We start from the raw sequence: 18,956 nt of genomic DNA, 5'->3' as shown, positions 1-18,956 counted from the left end.
GCCGAGGATATGGTGTGGAAGTTTTTACGAAAGCCTGAAGTCAATCAACAACCTTGCAGAACGGCAAATTAGACGGCTATCGTAAAAACAGCTTTTTCACCTGGTCGGAACATGGAGAAAGATTTGTGGAAAGAATGTTGTCGATATTTTTGACATCACGTCTCAATGGCCAAAATCCCTTCCAAAAGTTACGACTGCTTAGTTCTTTATTCATTCTCACAATCCGTGAACGGTTACAACCTGGATTCCAGTGGGCTTTGTTGCATCGCTAGCTATGATGGATTAAAGATAAAAAAGATAGGGAATATCATTAGCTTATTATTCTGGTATTTATAACAAGAACGGTCAATGAATACCTAAATTTGAGTAAAAGAAATTTCACTACCATTTACCAATCCGGCTAAAATTCAAGAATTTCAATGCTTTAGCTATTTTCAATAGAATTAAATTTATTAATATAAATAACAAATTACTATTCTTAAATTTGATCAGATTGATTGCAAAAAAACAAGATTTTCAATAAGTTGCTTATAATCCTAACTATAGTTAGCCTTTCATAAGTAGCGATGCAACAAAGCCATTCCAGTGTCAGCTACTTTCATAACACCATATTACCTTAACAAAAGCAAATGTTCGTACAGATGTGCATCAGCTACTTTCATCTGCCACCTGCAAATTGCAATGTTCGTACAGTTATGTGTCACGCTACTTGGATGACACCGTTGAAAGAAATGAACCGCCTTTTCAAAATCGTTTTGAATAGAGGAATAACATTCACAAGTAAAATTTCATATTACCATTTTTTAATTTATGTATTATAATAAGCTTAATCTATAAGAAAAACAAAGTTGGAAGAACTAAGCAAAAACTGGGTGATAAGAACGGGAAGATTTTTATCTTCATTGTTTTTTTTACTGTTGATTGCGCTGTCAATACGTAGTTTTTTATTCGAGCCATTTCATATACCTTCTGGTTCAATGAAAAGCACCCTACTTGAAGGGGATTACATTTTTACTAGTAAATATTCATACGGTTACAGTAAACACTCATTTCCATTTTCTCCAAACATTTTTAGCGGCAGGATTTTTTATACCCCTCCAAAGCGTGGCGACATAGTAGTTTTCAAACCCACAAGAAATGACAGCATCAGGTTTGTTAAGCGAGTAATAGGAACACCAGGTGACAAAGTGCAAATGATAGAGGGAGAATTATACCTAAATGATCAGAAAGTAGAGCGAAGGCAAATTGAAAGTTTTTTTGATTATGAGTCAAATCGTAACATACCAAGATATATAGAAACGCTTTTAAGTGGCAAGGAACATGAGATTTTGGTAGATGACATTTCTAATAAGCTATCATATAACACTCCGGTTTATTATGTACCTAACGATCAATTTTTCGTTATGGGAGACAATAGAAATAATTCTTTGGATAGCAGGTTTCCTGAAGTTGGTTTTGTACCAATGGAAAATATCATTGGGCGTGTAAGTATAGTTGGTTTATCGTTTAAACTGGGGAAGGTCGATTGGTTACCATTTAATTTCAGGTTACCTGTTGCTTTGAGATTAAATAGGGTATTGCACAAGGTTGTGTAAGCTTTTTCTACCTATTTGTTAATTCACACAACTCTAAAGAAGAATTTTCTAACTCGGCGATAGTGTTGTTAATTTCATTCAAGTCATTGCCTTGTAAAGCGTTTTTTGCATTTTGTAATAGGTTTTTCAACTTTTGATCAGTGGAAAGGTTATTATTGTTTTCAACCAAGTGTATGAGTTTATTTCCATTAATTTTAGCGCCTGCAAGGGAACGAGCCTTCATATCTTCATCAAAGCTGTTTATTGACTGGTTAACCATATTTTGAACATCAGCTTCACTCAAGCCAAAACTTGAATTTACTTCAACTGTCTGCTCGATTCCAGTAGTTTTTTCTCTTGCAGTAACAGTCAAGATTCCGTCAACGTTAACTGTAAATTCTATTTCAACTCTTGCAGAACCTGCAGGTAGTGGCGGTATACCTTTTAGTTCAAACTGCGCTAGAGATTTGTTATCCTCTATCATTTCACGTTCTCCCTGACAAACGTGAATTTTCATTGCTGTTTGCCCATCAAAATAAGTTGTAAACTCTTTTGTTTCTGAAACTGGTAGTGGCGTATTTCTTGGTATGATTTTTTCAACTATGCCTCCCATAGTTTCTATGCCAAGTGATAAAGGTAGAACATCCAGGAGAATATTCCTATCTTTTGAGCTCGAAGTTAAATCATGAGCTTGCAGAGCTGCCCCAATGGCAACTGCTTTATCTGGATCCACGTCATTCAGCACTTTATTTCCAAAGAGTTTGACTAGTGAATTTTGAACCAATGGTGTTCTAGTTGCACCACCAACTAAAATTACTCCTTTTATATTATCAATTTTAAGATCTATGTCGCTTATAGTACGAGTGACTATATTGATAGTCTTATTGACCAAAGAACTGATTGCCTGCTCGAATTCTTCTCTGGTAATTTCACATTCAAATGGCTTGCCGTTAATGCTGAATTCAAAAATGCCTGAGGTGTTTTTGCTCAGATATTCCTTCACAGAGCGTGATTCGATAAGTAAGGAATTTAGTTGCTTGGCCGTCTTTTCTCTATACTTATCAATCACAATTGAACTCAGCAAATGATCAAAATCATCACCGCCGAGTTTGGTGTCACCACCAACTGCAAGAACTTGAAACACTCCTTGATGCAATTTCAATATCGAAATATCGAACGTTCCGCCACCAAGGTCATACACTGCATATATTCCACTGCTATTGTTCTTTTCAATGGAGTAAGAAAGCGCTGCAGCGGTTGGCTCGTTAACGAGGCGAAGAACTTCTATTCCAGCTAATTTTGCCGCATATTTAGTTGCGTTACGTGCTGAATCGTCAAAGTAAGCTGGCACAGTAATCACTGCTTTTTTTACTTCCAGTCCCTTAGACTTTTTTACCCTCTCACATAAAGCTTTTAATATCTCAGCAGAAATCTCAACAGGAGTAAGATACTTTTCCTCTGCGCATTTTATTCTAATAACTTTTTCGCTTTCATGATCTATTTCAAAATTGACGCCTTCTTTATTTAATTCTTCAACACTTTTACCCATTAAACGCTTTATTGAGTAGATTGCATTTTGACCGACATCGTAGCCAGTTTTTAATGTATTATTTTCATATGAAAGAGCAGAAGGCAGCAGTTCTCTTCCTTGTTCATCTTCAAATATCTCCACGTTACCAGCTTTATTTACCATAGCAATCAAAGAATTGGTAGTACCAAGATCTATACCAAAAATTACTTCACTTGAATTTGGTTCAGAAATTTGAATTGGTTGCATTCTTTTTCACCTCCTCAAATGACTTATATAAATATTTCAATCTTAAGACTTGTGTAGCAGCTCCATCAAAATTCTTTATAGCAAAAGTGTTAATTAGGTTTTTAACGCAATCTTTTATTTTTTCATCAATCATCCTGCTTGCAAATTGTAAATCATCGCAGTCCAGCAAATATTCTCTTATTTCCATTGATTCACTTAATATTTCAGAATTTAAGTGGTCCTTTTGGCTTTTCACATCAAAAAAATCTAGCAAATGCTCGGCACGTTTTAGCGGTGACTTTAGTATCTGATAAGCTCTGTTAATATTTTCCATGTTTTGGGACTGTCTTTCATTTATATCAGTTTTGCTTAGCTCAATATATTTTTTCTCTAACTCATCAAAGCTGATATTGAAAGTTGGTTCAATTTCAAACAATGTAAAATAGCTGCTAGACATGAAAACTCTCTCCACAACCACATTTTCCTTTCTCATTAGGATTTTTGAAAACAAAACCCGATGAAAATTTTTCTTCTACATAATCCATTTCAGAGCCAAGAATAAACATGACGGATTTTGGATCGATCAACACTTTAACTTTTTGGTCATCACTGCAGTTTTCCTCAATTATCGACTCTAAAGGACGAGTATCATACGCATATTCAATATCATATTTTAAACCAGAACATCCTTTTTGCTTAATTAGCACTCTTATTCCTATTGCTTCTTCCGGTTTCTCAAGGTTAGTATGCTTCTTTTGGTCCAATAAATACCTTATCCTTTCTACTGCTTCCGCAGTTATAGTGATAAGTTTTCTATTCTTTTTTACAGTTTCACCTCCGCCTACTTCTTGATATTCACTCATGCTTCTTAATTCTTTTGCTTACTTTGATAATCATGAATAGCAGCCTTTATAGCATCTTCAGCAAGTACCGAACAGTGTATCTTCACTGGAGGTAAAGACAACTCTTCCACTATTTGAGTATTCTTTATCTGTGTAACGTCACTGATGGTTCTTCCCTTTATCATCTCTGTTAACAAGGAACTTGAAGCAATGGCAGAACCACAACCAAAAGTTTTAAATTTTGCATCTTCAATAACACCTTTGTCATTGACCTTTATCTGCAATTTCATTACATCACCGCACGATGGTGCACCAACTAAACCAGTACCAACATTTGGATCATTTTTATCCAGAGAGCCAACATTCCTTGGATTTTCATAATGATCTAAAATTTTCTCATTATAACTCATAAAATTACCTATAAACTGCTATTTTACATTATAACATATTTAGGTTAAAAACTAAAGGAAAACAATCGTTTTACGTGATTTTTACTTTCAAAATTCCCGTAAAACGACTGTTTAACTTTACAAATACACATAATACGTGTATTTCTTTACAATCAGCGTCTCTATGTTGTCATTAAGTTTATAATTTAAAAAGGAGTATTCCCTTGAGTTTGTTTAGTAACCTTTATAAAGGCTTGTTAAAAACTTCTTCTCGCTTTAGCGACGGGGTGAAAAGTATTTTTTCTGGCAAAAAAAAATTAGATCAGTCGCTTTTAGATGAATTAGAGGAATTGCTAATTAGCATGGACATTGGTCATAAAACTTCTAAGTTGATTATCGATAGGCTCACAAGCATCAAGTTTGACAAGGAAGTTGAACATAATATTATCTCGCAGCAGTTAATGAACGAAATAGAAGCTATATTGAGCCCAGTTGTACAGCCGTTAATTTTAAATAAAAAACCACATATAATAATGGTATGCGGAGTAAACGGTAATGGTAAAACCACGACTATAGGTAAGCTTGCATATAAATATAAGGAGATGGGAAAATCCGTTATGCTTGTTGCGTGTGACACATTTAGAGCTGCTGCTAGTGAGCAGTTAAACATTTGGGCAGAACGTTCTGATTGCTTGATTGTTACTGGAGAGTACGGTAGCGACTCTGCAAGTGTGGCATATAGAGCTGTAAGTCAAGCTATAAAAGATAACGTTGATGTTGTTCTAATTGACACAGCAGGAAGGCTGCAAAATAATGTGAACCTTATGGAGGAGTTATCAAAAATATATAGAACGATAAAGAAATTGGATGATACTGCCCCTCATGACGTTATTTTAGTTCTTGACGCAACTACCGGCCAAAATGCTTATAGCCAATTAGAGGCATTTAGTAAGATGGTCCATGTTACCGGGCTAATCGTAACAAAGCTAGATGGCACCGCTAAGGGCGGAGTAGTAATTGGACTTGCAGAAGCTTATAAGGTAAAGTTACATGCTATAGGAATTGGCGAAAATATAGAGGACTTAAGGGAGTTTACTAGTAAAGAATTTGCTGAAGCATTATTTAATTGTAATTAAAGACTTCTCTTAATTCCCTTACATGACCAAGCTTAATTATCTCAATATCATGAGAAGAATAATTGCCATTTTTAGGCATAATTGCTTTTTTGAATCCTAACTTTTGTGCTTCTTTTAGTCTGAGATCAGCATGCGAGACATTCCTAATTTCTCCTGAAAGTGCAACTTCACCGCAGATTATTGAAGAAGTTGGCAGCGGTAAATTTACTACACTTGAAATAAGGGAAGCAGCAACAGCAAGATCAGCCGATGGTTCCTGTATTTTGAGTCCCCCTGCAATGTTTAGGTATACCTCTTTATCATGCAAAAACATTTTGCAACGAGCATTTAGCACCGCAATGATCATAGCCAATCGATTAATATCCCACCCAACTACTGCCCTTCTTGGGGTTGCCATATTAGTCCCTGCTATTAATGCTTGCACTTCCATTAAAATTGGTCTTGAACCTTCAATTCCTGCAAATACGGCGCTGCCAACTACTTCTCTGTCATGGGCCATCAGAAACAATGATGATGGATTATCAACAGGCACAAGTCCTGCTTCAGACATCTCAAAAACACCAATTTCATTTGCAGGGCCAAATCTATTTTTAATAGTACGCAAAATGCGATATTGATTGCTATTTTCACCTTCAAAATATAATACCGTATCCACCATATGCTCCAGAGTTTTGGGTCCAGCTATTTGTCCATCCTTAGTTATATGACCAACTATTAAAAGAGAAACACCATATTGTTTCGCAAGAATAGTTAATTCATGTGCGCAAGTACGAACCTGAGTTACAGTTCCTGGTGCCGATGTAATTCTGCTATCATACATTGTTTGTATAGAGTCAATTACTAAGAATTTAATACTTTTGTTTTCCTTTATTGTTGCTACTACATCAGTTAAAGACACTGTAGATAAAAGCTTAATTTTAGGTTCATTTATCTTAAGACGCTTTGCTCTGAGACTCACCTGCTCTAAAGACTCCTCGCCGGATACATAAAGACATTCAAAAGAGGAAAGTTGCACAACATTAGCTGCAATTCTAAGCAAAAGGGTGGATTTTCCAATACCAGGTTCGCCACCAATTAAAATGCTAGCACCTTGAACGATACCCCCACCAAAAACTCTATCTAATTCTTCTATTCCTGTTAAAAAACGACTTGGAGTGATAATTTCGCTACCCGATAACGTCTTTATTAAAATTGGTGCAGATATACTTCTTTTGCCCGTTTTTACTGCTATTTCCTCAACAATTGTATCCCAATTGTCACATGCGATGCACTTCCCTACCCACCTACCAGTGCTGTGACCACAGGATTGACATACATATACAGTTTTCATCAAAGCCAAAATTATTTTGTTGTAATTGTAATAAAAATTAGCTGAATATGCGAAGTAAATCTATAGCTAACCCAAGAAAGGGTTCCCTATGTCATACCGCGATTCATTCGCGGTATCTCTAGATCCCGCTAACAAGTAGCGGGATGACGAGCTTATCGTCACGCCGCCGCGAACCGTCATACCGCGATTCATTCGCGGTATCTCAAAGCATAGATCCCGCTAACACGTAGCGGGATGACGAGGTCATGCCACCGCGCGAACCGTCATACCGTCACGGTATCTCTAGATCCCGCTAACACGTAGCGGGATACTTAACCATCATCTACACCGTCATACCGCCGCGGTATCTCTAGATCCCGCTAACACGTAGCGGGATGACGAGGTCATGCCACCGCGCGAACCGTCATACCGTCACGGTATCTCTAGATCCCGCTAACACGTAGGGGAATGACGAGGTCATGCCGCCGCAAACCGTCATACCGCCGCGGTATCTCTTAGCCGCTAACACGTAGCGGGATGACGGTTGTCGTTTAGCCATAAACATTAAGAAATTTACCAAATGAAAAAAAAGGCAAAAGAAACCCTGGGGTTATTATCCGCTTTAAAATATTGGCGTTTTTTATGTTTTAAACGCTTGACAAGCGAGATTCAGCCGCTTTTAATTGCAACTAACTTACGCTGCAAATGTTTAAGAAATTTACTAAGCAGAAAAAAAGACAAAGAATCCCCGAGTTAGCTAGTCTTTTACTATCTCTGTCGAGTATTGGCATTTTTTGATGTCTTGTAACGCTTTATAAGCGCGTTCAGCTTATTTAGATAAAAATCTAGATGTAGATGAAGTTTTGTAAAGACATACAGTATCTATATACTGCAAAAAATTGAACATAAGACGCCGATACATTAAGTAATCCTTACCTTTTAATCTGCAGATCGGCGAAAGCAAATACAATAGCTTCAGTTTTATGATAAGGGGGCTGGCGAAGGGTGTCAAGCAAGTTTTTTGTTTCTATTCCCAATGTTATATGGTTATGTAATACCAATTCTCATTACTAGTGAATCAAATAAGCGGCATTGCAGAGTTTTTTAATTGTGGAGTGAGAAAGAGAGGTAATAAATTTGCACAAAGCGCTCTCAAGCAAAGCAATTGTGTCGTAGATTTTGTTACGCAAAATGTTCTGTTTTATATATAACCAAAACCTCTCAACAGGATTGAGGTCAGGTGAGTATGGTGGTAGGTATATAATGTCGATATTTTTAGGTACTTTTAAATTTTTTGACTTATGCCAACTAGCACAATCCATGATAAGAAATGCCTCCCTTGTTCCTAAATATTGTGACATCTGCTCAAGGAATATATTCATACAATCAGTATTGACGTTTGAGCTAGAACTTTCTCCATTTCTGGGATTAACTGCACTATAGAGATAAAAATTTTGCCTACCTAGTTTTACCTTAACCTGTGTCCTAATGCCTTTTTTAAACCACCCGTGTCCAATCTTTGAATGTGTGCCAAACCGCGATTCATCGAAGAAAAATAGCTCTTTTTCAGGATACATGACAATAGTTTCATTAAGATTTTTTTTTAAATTCCTCTTGTTTACTTTTATCTTGTCCGTTATGCACTGGTCTTGGTGTGATATATGAGAATTTCATTCTTTGCATATTACGGTGTACTGTAGATTTGCTGATATTCAAACCAAACTTTTCTTGAATTCTTATTTTCATTTCTTTTATAGTAATATTGGGGTTTTCCTCTATCCACACCTCAACTTGTTCACGTTGACTTTGATTCAATATAGTTTTTCTACGGCGTTGAGGCGGAGCAAATAATTTTTCTTCTCTGCCAAATTTTAGGTCATGCAGTAAGTGCCTTTCTTGAAATGCAGCATATCTTTGCTACGGCTGTTATACTGTGCTTTTTTGCTGCAATTACAGCATTTAGTTTTTTTGCAACATATGCGTTATTTCTTACTTTCTTCAGCATTTCTTTTGCTGATTCCACCACTTTTTCATCCAATAATTTTGATCTTAATGCCATTTAAACCTCGCTACTTTACTTACTTCAGTATGGCTTTTTTTCTATTATTGTCTATCCGTTACTTGTGTAGCAGGAATTGGTATAAGAAGTCTAATAGCAAATTTTTAAGTTCCTCTTTAACTCTTTAACCAGCGGGCTCGCATGAGGAGAGGAGAGTAAAGGTCCTCTTCCATAGATATCTTCACACTTTTTTCTTCTTCTGTAGTTGGCAGACGAGTAAGAAAGTGAATCTTTGGTGCGCCACTAATTATTGCCATTGGTGTTTGCTCCGCCCCTTCTCCCATAACTAAAACAGCAGACGTTGCCAGCGCATCAAGAAGATTGACTTGTGTTACTTGCAGTGGTTGATCATAAAGATCTGGCTTGCCTATATAGGAATAAAATGGTTCAAATCCACACCAACCAAGAGCAACGCCCGTAACCCCAAGGCGCATAGGTGTTATGTTACTATCTGTAATCAAAATACCAAGATGTTTTATGCAGTGTTTTGTCTTGAGATAGTTCCATATTGATAGAGCTGTTTTCTGAACATCCTTTGGGTATAAAATATACATTTCATTACCATTTGATTCATCAATACCAGCAGATGGAATTAAGATATTGTCTTTGATTGTTAAATAGATGCCGTAAGAATTATGGTCTACATCAACAATTGCATCAGCTTCTCTTTTGATTAGCTCTTCTTTAGAACAAGCAGTTTTGCAAACCACTTGTTTTTGACAAATAGAAATGATTTTTGATGTGATAGCAAGAACAACTTCCTCTCCTAGCAACTCTGAAACATAGCGATCAAGAACCTGCTCTAATACTTCCCCACATTCAATGCGGTGGGTATAAATTGCTTTAACATGCATATTAACGTATTAGCCTACATATAGTATAATCTTTCGTTTTGGTGAGAATAGTTTTATGCCATCCATCAAGAAGTGTTAAGTTGAAATATACATCACCTTTATAGGGTTTGTGAATTTCTGTTATGATAAATTCTGAGATTAGATCATACTCCAAAAAAAGATGCGCTATTTGTGCTCCACCAATCATGAAGACTTTAGAATTACTTTGGATTGACAAAAACTCTTGCATAGAAGAAATAATAGTGCATTTTACTCCTCTGTTAAAACAAGAATTTAATTTGTCACGAGAAAAAACAACAGGGATACGATCCTTTAATATGTTTTGAGACATAGTTTCAAATGTTTTTCTTCCCATAACAATAACTTGTTTGTCAGTCACCTGACGAAAATGATCTAACTCACTTGGATAATGCCAGGGCAATCCATTATTTATTCCAATTACCCCCTTGGGATCAACAGCCATAATTCCGATAACTATCATCCCTGTAAAGCAGCTTGAGCTACAAAGAATCGCATGTGATCACGCACATTATGCACTCGAAGGAAATCAACCTTGTTGTGCAATGCAGATGATAAAGCAATTGTTTCTAAATCTCGGTTAAAGACAGGTTCTGTAGAAAAAGAAGAAATAAATGACTTTCTAGAATGGCCAACCAGAACTTTGCAGCCAAAACTTTGCAATGCTTCTATATTGCATAAAAGCCAGATATTCTGATATAGAGATTTTCCAAAACCAATACCAGGATCAATAATTATCGAGCTTTGATCAAAACCTAGGGTAAGTAACCTGCTAATGCTCTTCTCTGCCCAATTATTTATGATATCAATTGGGTCAGTGTCGTCTGGAATAATGTTGTCTCTATGTGGTGGTATTGAAAGTGAATGCATAATAACGATGCTGCAACCATTACTAGCAACTGCTTTTAAGGTATTATCATCTAGATCTCCCTTCTGATTGTTTATCCAGGCAATGTTGTAGTGTTCCAAAACATTTAAAATAACGTCTGGCCAGAAACTATCAATGCTGACTTTAATATCACCAACTTTCATATACTGATTGAGATTATCAAGCACTGGTTTTAAGCGTGCATATTCTGCTTTTGGAGTTTGTATTGAGGAGCCAGGTCTTGTTGATTGAGCACCAAGATCAACTATACTTGCACCGTCTGATACCAGTTGCAGTGCTTGCTTGGTTGCTTGATCTGCATCATAATAAAGACCACCATCTGAAAATGAATCAGGAGTAATATTAACAATACCTACAAGCTCTGGTGAAAGCGTAAAACTCCTTAAAAAGCAATCCTTAATGTTAGGGTTAATAGTACCAAACGTTTTGTTAACTACTGCCATGGGACTCAGCATTGCCATCAAGTGAAGCAAAAATGGTCTGTTTATCAATTCTGGGTGAGGAATCTTAAGGTAGGATGTATCAAGTGTCAGGTTATCCCATAACAAAATATCCAAATCAATAACGCGAGGTGCCCATTTTTCATAGACCTGCGGGCGGCCAATGTCACACTCAATTTGTTTAAGGCCCTTTAACAGCTCTTCAGGAGAAGAAGAACAACTTCCATACACAACCATATTTAGAAATGGCCTGTCCCACCCAGGTGGAGCATCATTTGGTAAAATAGCCTTAGTTTCCAGAATAATTGAAGATTTTAAATTTTTAAAATAGCGTTCCTGCAGTAACTGAGCAGCCTTTTGTAAATGGGAAAAGCGATTCCCCATATTTGAGCCAATAGAAATGTAAATCATTCTTGCAACGCATTACGATAAGTAAAGAAAACACCTCCATGCACACTGGGGACAGGTGGTGCAACTTTGTGAATAGTTACGCCTATAGAAGAAATAATAAGCTTTTTTTGCATCACAAGGTTATTAATGGTCCTGTATATATCATGAGTTAAATGCTCGATTAAGTTGAATTGCTTGCTTTGAACGAGAGATTGAATACTCTGAACTACCTCCAAGTAGCATATAGTATCCTCAAGCCGGTCAGTTGTAAGTCCTAAAGGGGGGGATTTAAAGGTAAAATCAATATTAACACTAACTAATTGAGAATGATACTTCTCTTCTGCACTATAGCCTAAATGAACCCAAAGCCGTAAGTCAGATATAAGAAGATTACATGCAGACATTGCATTCCAACATCACTGAGTTTAAGCTACTTACAACTACTAACACACACTGGCATTTATCATCCCATCAAGAAAACCCCACAAGAGCTTTGCTCCCTTTTGAGCACCCTGCATAACTTTATCTTGCTCTTTTTCATCTAGATCTTCAATAAGATTTGCACACTCCTCAGAATGCCACTCATCAGCTTCCATATGAACCGTAAAAAATTGAAGAGAACACTCATCACTTATTGAATAGTGTTTTTTTAAACCTTCAATTTTAGACTTAGAAACCTCTGGAGTTTGACGTTCGTAAGCGTATAAGGCTCCAAGACCTGCCGCAAAACCTGATCTTACAATATCAAAGTAACCATCAACTAACTCCTGTGTCTCTTTAATCTGTGCACTTTCACGAAGATCAGATCGCGCAACGCCAAGCCCTTCAGCAAAACGTTGCCATAATTCTGGATGATTTTCATCACCTTGTTCCTCTTCTATTAAATTACCAAGTAAAACCTGTCGCATTTTTAGATCTGGGCACAAAAAATGTATACCACTGATGTAACGAGGAAACGCAGCAACGTGGTGATAATATTCTTTAGCATAGGTTTGTAAAGCTTGCAAGCTTAAGCTTCCTGTATTCCATGACTGGTAAAATGGATGATTTAGTAAGTGCAATTCATCTAACTTGTTATTTAGAGACTTAGTAAATTTCATTATTTCCTCCATTATATCAACATATAGTTCATATACTACAGCTTTCTCATTGTTACGATCATGCTAACAATGGTGGGATTGGTAGGACTCGAACCTACGGCCAATTCGTTATGAGCGAACTGCTCTAACCGACTGAGCTACAATCCCTTTTATCAATATTTATAATACACACAAAAGCAAATTTGTCTATTAGCTTATTTCACTATCAACCCAACTTGACAAATCATTTGTTGCACCAATTTTGCGTGCAATTTCCTTACCATCTTGAAATATGATTAAAGTGGGTATAGATTGCACTCCATACTTACTTGGCACTTCAGTCCCTTCATCTATGTCGAATTTGCAGATCTTAATCTTGCCTTTTCTGTCTTTAGCCAATTGTTCGATACGTGGCATTAGACTTTTACATGGCCCACACCATTCTGCCCAAAAGTCTATCAGAACAAACCCTTTATAGTCAGTGACTTCAGATTTGAAATTTTGATCATTTACCGATGTAATATCATCACTCATAAAATACCTAAATTTTTGTAAAATATAGCATATCTATTAGCAGTTAATCAACTAAATTCTTACCGCAGAGCTTGAAAAATTGCCCTAAAGTGTTTTGCACAAACAAAAAACTTCTATTACATCTGGTGGTTAAAGATATCCACGTTTTCCCAACCCATTAAGTCTAACTCAATACGAGTAGGAAGAAATTCAAAGCACTTTTGGGCCAATTCTTTTCTATTTTCACGTTCCAGCATTAAGTCTAGCTTTTCCTTTATCCTGTGGAGATACAAAACATCAGATGCAGCATAACTTTTTTGTTTGTCTGTTAAATTTTCATTTCCCCAATCAGAAGATTGCTGCTGCTTATTTAGTTTGGTATCAAGCAGCTCTAAGCACAACTCTTTTAAGCTATGATTATCTGTGTAAGTGCGAACTAAACGTGAAGCTATTTTTGTGCAATAGCACGGAAGTGCCCAAGTTTCCAAGTAATAACGTATTATGCTCACATCAAATCGCGCGAAGTGAAATATTTTAGTTATATTTTTATCCTCTAATATTTTTCTCAAATTTGGCGCTGTATAATCGTTCTTGAGTTGAACTAAGTGAGCGTTGCCATCATTAAAAGAGAGCTGCACAAGGCATAATCTATCTCTGCTATGAAGTAGCCCCATTGCCTCGGTATCAACAGCTATAGACCTTACATCATCTGGTATTGAACTAGCTGGCAAGTCGTCTTTATATAAAAATATTCCCATAAAGCTTTGTGGAATAATTAAAAACTTATGATAATCAAAAATAAGCCTTAAGTATACGAAAAGATCATAGAAGGAACCACACAAGTTTATGGGCTCTCACATTTTTCGTGTACACGGGGGTTTACAAATTGCTGTATATGCCTATAATTAAGTAAATTTAGGTTAATTTAATTGCGGGAGTAGCTCAGTTGGTAGAGCGCAACCTTGCCAAGGTTGAGGTCGAGGGTTCGAACCCCTTCTCCCGCTCTTTACTTTCAAAATCATTTCGTCAAAAATCCCTTGACAAACTCCGCTAGCCCCCTTATCATGAAACTGAAGCTATTGTATTTGCTTTCGCCAATCTGCAGATTAAAAGGTAAGGATTACTTAATGTATCGGCGTCTTATGTTCAATTTTTTGCAGTATATAGATACTGTATGTCTTTACAAAACTTCATCTACATCTAGATTTTTATCTAAATAAGCTGAACGCGCTTATAAAGCGTTACAAGACATCAAAAAATGCCAATACTCGACAGAGATAGTAAAAGACTAGCTAACTCGGGGATTCTTTGTCTTTTTTTCTGCTTAGTAAATTTCTTAAACATTTGCAGCGTAGGTTAGTTGCAATTAAAAGCAGCTAAATCTTGCTTGTCAAGCGTTTAAAACATAAAAAACGCCAATATTTTAAAGCAGATAATAACCCCAGGGCTTCTTTTGCCTTTTTTTTTATTTGGTAAATTTCTTAATATTTATGGCTAAACGACAACCGTCATCCCGCTACGTGTTAGCGGGATCTATTGCCGAGATACCGCGAATGAATCGCGGTATGACGGTTCGTGGCGGCGTGACGATAAGCTCGTCATCCCGCTACGTGTTAGCGGCTAAGAGATACCGCGGCGGCTGTAAGTTAAAAATATGTTATAAAAGAAACAAGAGGGAACTACTCACTATAGGAATAGCGGGCGTGTGCGACCGACGCGGCGTTGACAACCGTTTATATCAAGGCTATCCCTCGATACGTTTGAATAGTTGCATGGGACATATGTATGCACCCGTTTACAATCTTAAATCAATAAACTATCGAGGTTATTAATATGGTTACATCTTATCAAAATTTTATTGGTATTGACATCGGAAAATTTAAAAATGTTATTGCGGTTCACACACAGAAGAGTGTTGTCGAATTTGATAATAATGCTTCTGGTTGGCAACAATTGTTTAAAAAGTTTTCAGATATCTTACCTAATTCTTTAGTAACTTTAGAAAATACAGGAAATTGGTTTATCGCATTTTCTTATTGACAAGAATATCGCTGTACATCGAGCTAATACCCGTAAAGTAAAAAGCTTCATCTTGTCACACGGAACTTTAGCAAAGTCCGATAAATCAGATGCAAGGGCTCTTGCTCAATATGCGTCATGGAACTCTCTCTCCCCACTTCTGAAAAACAATCAACCTTGGTTGCACTTTGTCAACGTCGTGATGACATTACGCAAATGAGAACTCAGGAAAAATGTAGACTGGAAGCACCTGAAAACGACCATATAAAAGAAAGTTGTCAAAAAACTATCGGATTCTTTAATAGTCAAATAGATGAACTCAATAATACTATACAAAAAATTATTGATGAAAGCCGTGAGTTACAACAACGTCAAAAAATCCTTAAAACAGTTCCTGGAAAAGTTATCTCAAGACTTTCTGTGTTTAATGCCAGAGCTTGGCTACTTAAACAGAAAAGAAGTAGCAAGTCTTGCTGGCGCATCCAAAAGAAAGTGGAAAAGCTATTGGTTATCGAAGAATAACAGGCGGTAGAAGCAATGTTCGTACTAACGGCTGCAATGGCTGCTCAAATCTGCACTTGGTGCATTTTATTCCAAGCTCATTGAAAGTGGTAAGAAGAAGATGGTAAGCTCTAATGCGTAAAATTATGGTTATTGCTAATGCCAGGCTTAAAGAAGCAGTTAATATGAATTAAAAAAATCTGCATAGGAAATAAGTTAACGAATATGTGCGTCCACACACACTTAAAGCACAAACCATAAAATCTAAGCAGTAACTGTTGTTTGATATAAAATTTTTCTATGATAAATTAGGGTGTTTATTGTCAAAAATGCATTTTCTAATTGAATAAAAATACAAAATTATAAACAAGAGTTGTAATAAAACTAAATTCAAAAAATTTAAAAAAAACATAGTTGATATGACGGTTCGTGGCGGTATGACGGTTCGCGGTGATCCCAGTGTCAGCTACTCGGATGACACCATTTACAACCACTCTCCTACCCTTTCTAGCTGTTTATAGCTGTTAAATCTCAGGAATTTATCAAAATATGGAGAGGCAATAAAGGGTGTGGAATTACTTAAATAATTAGATAAAAAACCAGGCAGATCATTTTTTAATTCTTGCATTTTGTATCTATAATTTTGTATAGAAATAACTTTTATTTTATCATAATCAAGTTTCCAATAAGCAAGTTCTGAGACTTCTCTTTTTGTTATATGTTCTACCGCTAAGGCTTGTAAAATTAATTGCGGAAAAAATCCCGACATTACTTCTTCATTGGAAGGTGGTGTACCAAGCTTATAGTCTATAATTGCCACTTGCCCACTTGGTAGATACTCAACTCTATCACATCTTGCTGTCAGTGAAATTTCTTGTGGCCTATTTGTCATCCCAGCAGTTTCATACTGATCACAAGAACCAGCATCACGCACTGGAATATGAAATATCGGACAGGAAAAGCTCTTTTCCAACTCAACATAGTTGCTTCGAGTTTCATCAAGTTCGACAAAAGATTGAATTACCCTCTGTAGTCTTATCCACCACATATTTGAAAAATTAAACTGACTAGTCGAGAATGTTTCTCGTGCAATGCTCATTGGCGACTTTTTGTTGCGTAAATATCTTGCAAGAATGTTGTGCACCATAGTGCCAAATTCCAACATCGATGGCTTAAAATTCAAGTCTCTTAATTGTTTAAGGCCCAGTATATATTCAACGTAAAATGAATAAGGATTACGAATTAGCTTTTCTATTGCACTGCAAGACATCACCTGCATTTTTTCTTTTCTAACTTCGGTTTGAGGTTTTGGCATAGGCTGAGTACATGGAACAGTACATTCAGGCGTATTTAATATCCTTAGCCAATCACGATAAGGATATTTTGACCCCTGTAACATAATTTCCAAACGCTGCAATAGAATTGGTTTTCTATGGCTTAGCGATCTTGTAATATAAACCTTACTTGCACAAAACAAATTGTGTAAAGTATAAAAAAAATACCCCTGCTCTTCTTGCGCAGAAGGAAGACTAAATTTTTCTCTCGTAAGTGCATTCAAAAGCGGACTTTGAAAGCTTGGCGCTTCATTAAACCCAGCGAGTATTACAACCTTGTTGTGATATAAGCTGAATTTATTTAAGTCATTTGCTACAGAGAAAAACTCTTTCTCTAAAAATAAGGTCAGAATTTGGTTATATAACTCTAAGGAGCACTTAATTTCTACACCCTCACATGCATTCAAGAAATTACAGGTGAAATTACCTATTTCACCATTTAGCTCTGAAAAATTTATACCAGATAGCATATTAACACACTGCAAATGAGTTGCCACCACATCAGAAATAGGGCAATTTATAATGTTAAGCAAAGGATTAAATACAACCTCTAACTTACTGATAATAAGTAATATATCTTCTTTATGTTTTAGCTTTTTATGGGCATTGATAGCATTTATAATATCGCTCAGGCCATTTGTACTAAAGTTGCGTAATACCTCTATTTCAAATTCAGATAAAATCCGAGTGTACTCTTCTTGAGTGTAACCAAAAGTCACTAGCCTATGTTTAAGGAGCGAAAGTAATGACACACTGCTCCAATTTGAGGTCAAAACTTCGATACTATAAAGCAGAAGCGTTATATAAGGGTAATTTTCCGGTATGGCACTGTGTTGCCTTGATAAACATGCTATACGAGCTGCAAGTAATTTATCAAAGACGACCAAAGAAATGTTTTCATAACCTTCATTTTCTATAATTAATGATGTCACTTGTGCTTCTTCCTCTCTGGAATCACAAGTGATGACTTCAATATTGCCAACATGTCCACTACTAACTTTGCTTAGATCGGCAGTTGTATCAAAGACATAGTCAGTTATTTCATTCTCTATAGTGTTCAAGCAGCTAACATCCCTTCTATCTACATTTAAATAATCGAGCAGATCTTTCAGACAATATTGATAGTGTTTTTTATCAAGCAATTTCCAGTCTTTCTCTTTAATTTTCAAATTCAGGTTAGGCAAAATTATTTTTCCAAATGGCAGGTCATATATAGCCTTAATTAACGACTTATCCTTTCCAATTCCAACAAAGATTATATATTGGTCTTTTTGTAAAGAGATTATCATATTGTTTATGTAATCACTCTTATGTTTTAATATATCTACTACTTCTAAACCTTTTAAAGTTTTACTCCAAGTCTCAGTGAGTAAGCTTATGAAATTCTCTATTTTTTTTGAATGCTCATTAAATTGATCATAATCCGTTGTTTGGGTAGATTGAATTTTATCAAGCAGTGATGGCAGGCTATAAGCTAAATCAACTGGGAAATTGTCGTTATTTTTTCTATTCCATTCCAATATGAATTGAATGAGTAGCAGCGTCCTTTTTATTGGACTTATAACTTTAACTCTATCAAGATTTAATATTAAATCTTCCTCATCAATGTTCTCTAGCGAAACTATCTCTGGCAAAATTATGCATTTTTCAGCGTTATAATTCTTGAATGCATTGAGTAACGCTATCACATCCCTCTTGCAAGGAAGTATGACCTTTATCTCGGGAATTTTTTCTCTTTCATATTCAGAAAATATGTGCTGAACCAGCACATCAAAAAGGGATTCATCCACATTAACGGTAAAAACTCTTCCCACTAACAGTAACAATTAATACAATATTTTATTGTATAGAAAT

Annotated in this window: 15 protein-coding genes, 2 tRNA genes and 2 pseudogenes; 4 read left to right on the top strand and 15 right to left on the bottom strand. The window is 36.1% G+C overall.

The window, feature by feature from the left end:
• Positions 1 to 848 precede the first annotated feature (848 nt).
• Positions 849 to 1,595 (top strand): signal peptidase I, encoded by a 747-nt coding sequence (lepB, locus tag AAGD59_RS06195; RefSeq protein WP_010962911.1) that lies wholly within the window; start codon positions 849 to 851, stop codon positions 1,593 to 1,595.
• 7 nt (positions 1,596 to 1,602) lie between these two features.
• Here lepB and hscA read toward each other — a convergent pair whose 3' ends face one another.
• The 4 genes from hscA to iscU are packed head-to-tail and all read right to left on the bottom strand — an operon-like array spanning position 1,603 to position 4,582.
• Positions 1,603 to 3,351, bottom strand: coding sequence for a Fe-S protein assembly chaperone HscA (gene hscA, locus AAGD59_RS06190; protein WP_141457223.1), 1,749 nt, complete (start codon positions 3,349 to 3,351; stop codon positions 1,603 to 1,605).
• Positions 3,329 to 3,787 carry an iron-sulfur cluster co-chaperone HscB C-terminal domain-containing protein gene (locus AAGD59_RS06185; RefSeq protein WP_015589237.1) on the bottom strand — a complete coding sequence of 153 codons (459 nt, stop codon included), beginning with the start codon at positions 3,785 to 3,787 and terminating at the stop codon, positions 3,329 to 3,331. Before AAGD59_RS06185 ends, hscA begins: the two co-directional genes overlap by 23 nt.
• Complete coding sequence (locus AAGD59_RS06180; protein ID WP_015589236.1) at positions 3,780 to 4,193, bottom strand: HesB/IscA family protein; 414 nt, start codon at positions 4,191 to 4,193, stop codon at positions 3,780 to 3,782. Before AAGD59_RS06180 ends, AAGD59_RS06185 begins: the two co-directional genes overlap by 8 nt.
• Positions 4,194 to 4,198: 5 nt before the next feature.
• Positions 4,199 to 4,582 carry a Fe-S cluster assembly scaffold IscU gene (iscU, locus tag AAGD59_RS06175; RefSeq protein ID WP_007548853.1) on the bottom strand — a complete coding sequence of 128 codons (384 nt, stop codon included), beginning with the start codon at positions 4,580 to 4,582 and terminating at the stop codon, positions 4,199 to 4,201.
• A 203-nt stretch (positions 4,583 to 4,785) separates the two neighbouring features.
• On the opposite strand from iscU, the gene ftsY reads away from it, so the two are divergent.
• Positions 4,786 to 5,697 (top strand): signal recognition particle-docking protein FtsY, encoded by a 912-nt coding sequence (gene ftsY / locus AAGD59_RS06170; RefSeq protein ID WP_015589234.1) that lies wholly within the window; start codon positions 4,786 to 4,788, stop codon positions 5,695 to 5,697.
• Here ftsY and radA read toward each other — a convergent pair.
• The 10 genes and pseudogenes from radA to AAGD59_RS06120 all read right to left on the bottom strand — a co-directional run bounded on the left by radA (position 5,684) and on the right by AAGD59_RS06120 (position 14,006).
• Positions 5,684 to 7,027: a DNA repair protein RadA gene (gene radA, locus AAGD59_RS06165; RefSeq protein WP_141457221.1), complete on the bottom strand. Its 1,344-nt coding sequence runs from the start codon at positions 7,025 to 7,027 to the stop codon at positions 5,684 to 5,686. The genes ftsY and radA overlap by 14 nt on opposite strands.
• 1,049 nt (positions 7,028 to 8,076) lie before the next feature.
• Positions 8,077 to 9,065, bottom strand: a pseudogene (locus tag AAGD59_RS06160) (IS630 family transposase).
• 116 nt (positions 9,066 to 9,181) lie between these two features.
• Positions 9,182 to 9,919 (bottom strand): putative folate metabolism gamma-glutamate ligase, encoded by a 738-nt coding sequence (locus tag AAGD59_RS06155; protein WP_015589264.1) that lies wholly within the window; start codon positions 9,917 to 9,919, stop codon positions 9,182 to 9,184.
• A 1-nt stretch (position 9,920) separates the two neighbouring features.
• Complete coding sequence (locus AAGD59_RS06150) at positions 9,921 to 10,400, bottom strand: dihydrofolate reductase (RefSeq protein WP_015589265.1); 480 nt, start codon at positions 10,398 to 10,400, stop codon at positions 9,921 to 9,923.
• On the bottom strand, positions 10,397 to 11,677 hold the full coding sequence (gene folP, locus AAGD59_RS06145; RefSeq protein WP_141457249.1) for a dihydropteroate synthase: 1,281 nt from the start codon (positions 11,675 to 11,677) through the stop codon (positions 10,397 to 10,399). The genes AAGD59_RS06150 and folP overlap by 4 nt, the downstream gene beginning before the upstream one ends.
• Positions 11,674 to 12,060: a dihydroneopterin aldolase gene (locus AAGD59_RS06140; RefSeq protein WP_007548841.1), complete on the bottom strand. Its 387-nt coding sequence runs from the start codon at positions 12,058 to 12,060 to the stop codon at positions 11,674 to 11,676. Before AAGD59_RS06140 ends, folP begins: the two co-directional genes overlap by 4 nt.
• 39 nt (positions 12,061 to 12,099) lie before the next feature.
• Positions 12,100 to 12,756 carry a CADD family putative folate metabolism protein gene (locus tag AAGD59_RS06135; RefSeq protein ID WP_141457380.1) on the bottom strand — a complete coding sequence of 219 codons (657 nt, stop codon included), beginning with the start codon at positions 12,754 to 12,756 and terminating at the stop codon, positions 12,100 to 12,102.
• A gap of 70 nt (positions 12,757 to 12,826) precedes the next feature.
• Positions 12,827 to 12,903: transfer RNA gene (locus tag AAGD59_RS06130), tRNA-Ile, on the bottom strand.
• 42 nt (positions 12,904 to 12,945) lie between these two features.
• Complete coding sequence (gene trxA, locus AAGD59_RS06125) at positions 12,946 to 13,269, bottom strand: thioredoxin (protein ID WP_006279168.1); 324 nt, start codon at positions 13,267 to 13,269, stop codon at positions 12,946 to 12,948.
• Between the two features lie 116 nt (positions 13,270 to 13,385).
• Positions 13,386 to 14,006 (bottom strand): ribonuclease D, encoded by a 621-nt coding sequence (locus AAGD59_RS06120; RefSeq protein WP_015589270.1) that lies wholly within the window; start codon positions 14,004 to 14,006, stop codon positions 13,386 to 13,388.
• Between the two features lie 173 nt (positions 14,007 to 14,179).
• Between AAGD59_RS06120 and AAGD59_RS06115 the strand changes: the two genes are divergently transcribed.
• Together AAGD59_RS06115 and AAGD59_RS06110 are read left to right on the top strand one after the other, a co-directional pair.
• A tRNA-Gly gene (locus AAGD59_RS06115) sits at positions 14,180 to 14,252 on the top strand.
• Between the two features lie 829 nt (positions 14,253 to 15,081).
• A pseudogene (locus tag AAGD59_RS06110) lies at positions 15,082 to 15,962 on the top strand (IS110 family transposase).
• A gap of 290 nt (positions 15,963 to 16,252) precedes the next feature.
• Here AAGD59_RS06110 and AAGD59_RS06105 read toward each other — a convergent pair.
• Positions 16,253 to 18,916, bottom strand: a complete 2,664-nt coding sequence (locus AAGD59_RS06105) for a PD-(D/E)XK nuclease family protein (protein ID WP_174516936.1) — start codon at positions 18,914 to 18,916, stop codon at positions 16,253 to 16,255.
• Positions 18,917 to 18,956: the final 40 nt, after the last annotated feature.

The organism is Wolbachia endosymbiont (group A) of Cephus spinipes (assembly GCF_964026895.1).
GTDB lineage: Bacteria > Pseudomonadota > Alphaproteobacteria > Rickettsiales > Anaplasmataceae > Wolbachia > Wolbachia pipientis.
This window is presented reverse-complemented; position numbering and strand designations above follow the sequence as displayed.

Excerpts from the sequence above, each read along its gene's own strand:
- hscA (WP_141457223.1), bottom strand. The coding sequence starts at position 3,351 with ATGCAACCAATTCAAATTTCTGAACCAAATTCAAGTGAAGTAATTTTT.
- AAGD59_RS06185 (WP_015589237.1), bottom strand. The coding sequence starts at position 3,787 with ATGTCTAGCAGCTATTTTACATTGTTTGAAATTGAACCAACTTTCAAT.
- AAGD59_RS06180 (WP_015589236.1), bottom strand. The coding sequence starts at position 4,193 with ATGAGTGAATATCAAGAAGTAGGCGGAGGTGAAACTGTAAAAAAGAAT.
- iscU (WP_007548853.1), bottom strand. The coding sequence starts at position 4,582 with ATGAGTTATAATGAGAAAATTTTAGATCATTATGAAAATCCAAGGAAT.
- radA (WP_141457221.1), bottom strand. The coding sequence starts at position 7,027 with ATGAAAACTGTATATGTATGTCAATCCTGTGGTCACAGCACTGGTAGG.
- AAGD59_RS06155 (WP_015589264.1), bottom strand. The coding sequence starts at position 9,919 with ATGCATGTTAAAGCAATTTATACCCACCGCATTGAATGTGGGGAAGTA.
- AAGD59_RS06150 (WP_015589265.1), bottom strand. The coding sequence starts at position 10,400 with ATGATAGTTATCGGAATTATGGCTGTTGATCCCAAGGGGGTAATTGGA.
- folP (WP_141457249.1), bottom strand. The coding sequence starts at position 11,677 with ATGATTTACATTTCTATTGGCTCAAATATGGGGAATCGCTTTTCCCAT.
- AAGD59_RS06140 (WP_007548841.1), bottom strand. The coding sequence starts at position 12,060 with ATGTCTGCATGTAATCTTCTTATATCTGACTTACGGCTTTGGGTTCAT.
- AAGD59_RS06135 (WP_141457380.1), bottom strand. The coding sequence starts at position 12,756 with ATGAAATTTACTAAGTCTCTAAATAACAAGTTAGATGAATTGCACTTA.
- trxA (WP_006279168.1), bottom strand. The coding sequence starts at position 13,269 with ATGAGTGATGATATTACATCGGTAAATGATCAAAATTTCAAATCTGAA.
- AAGD59_RS06120 (WP_015589270.1), bottom strand. The coding sequence starts at position 14,006 with ATGGGAATATTTTTATATAAAGACGACTTGCCAGCTAGTTCAATACCA.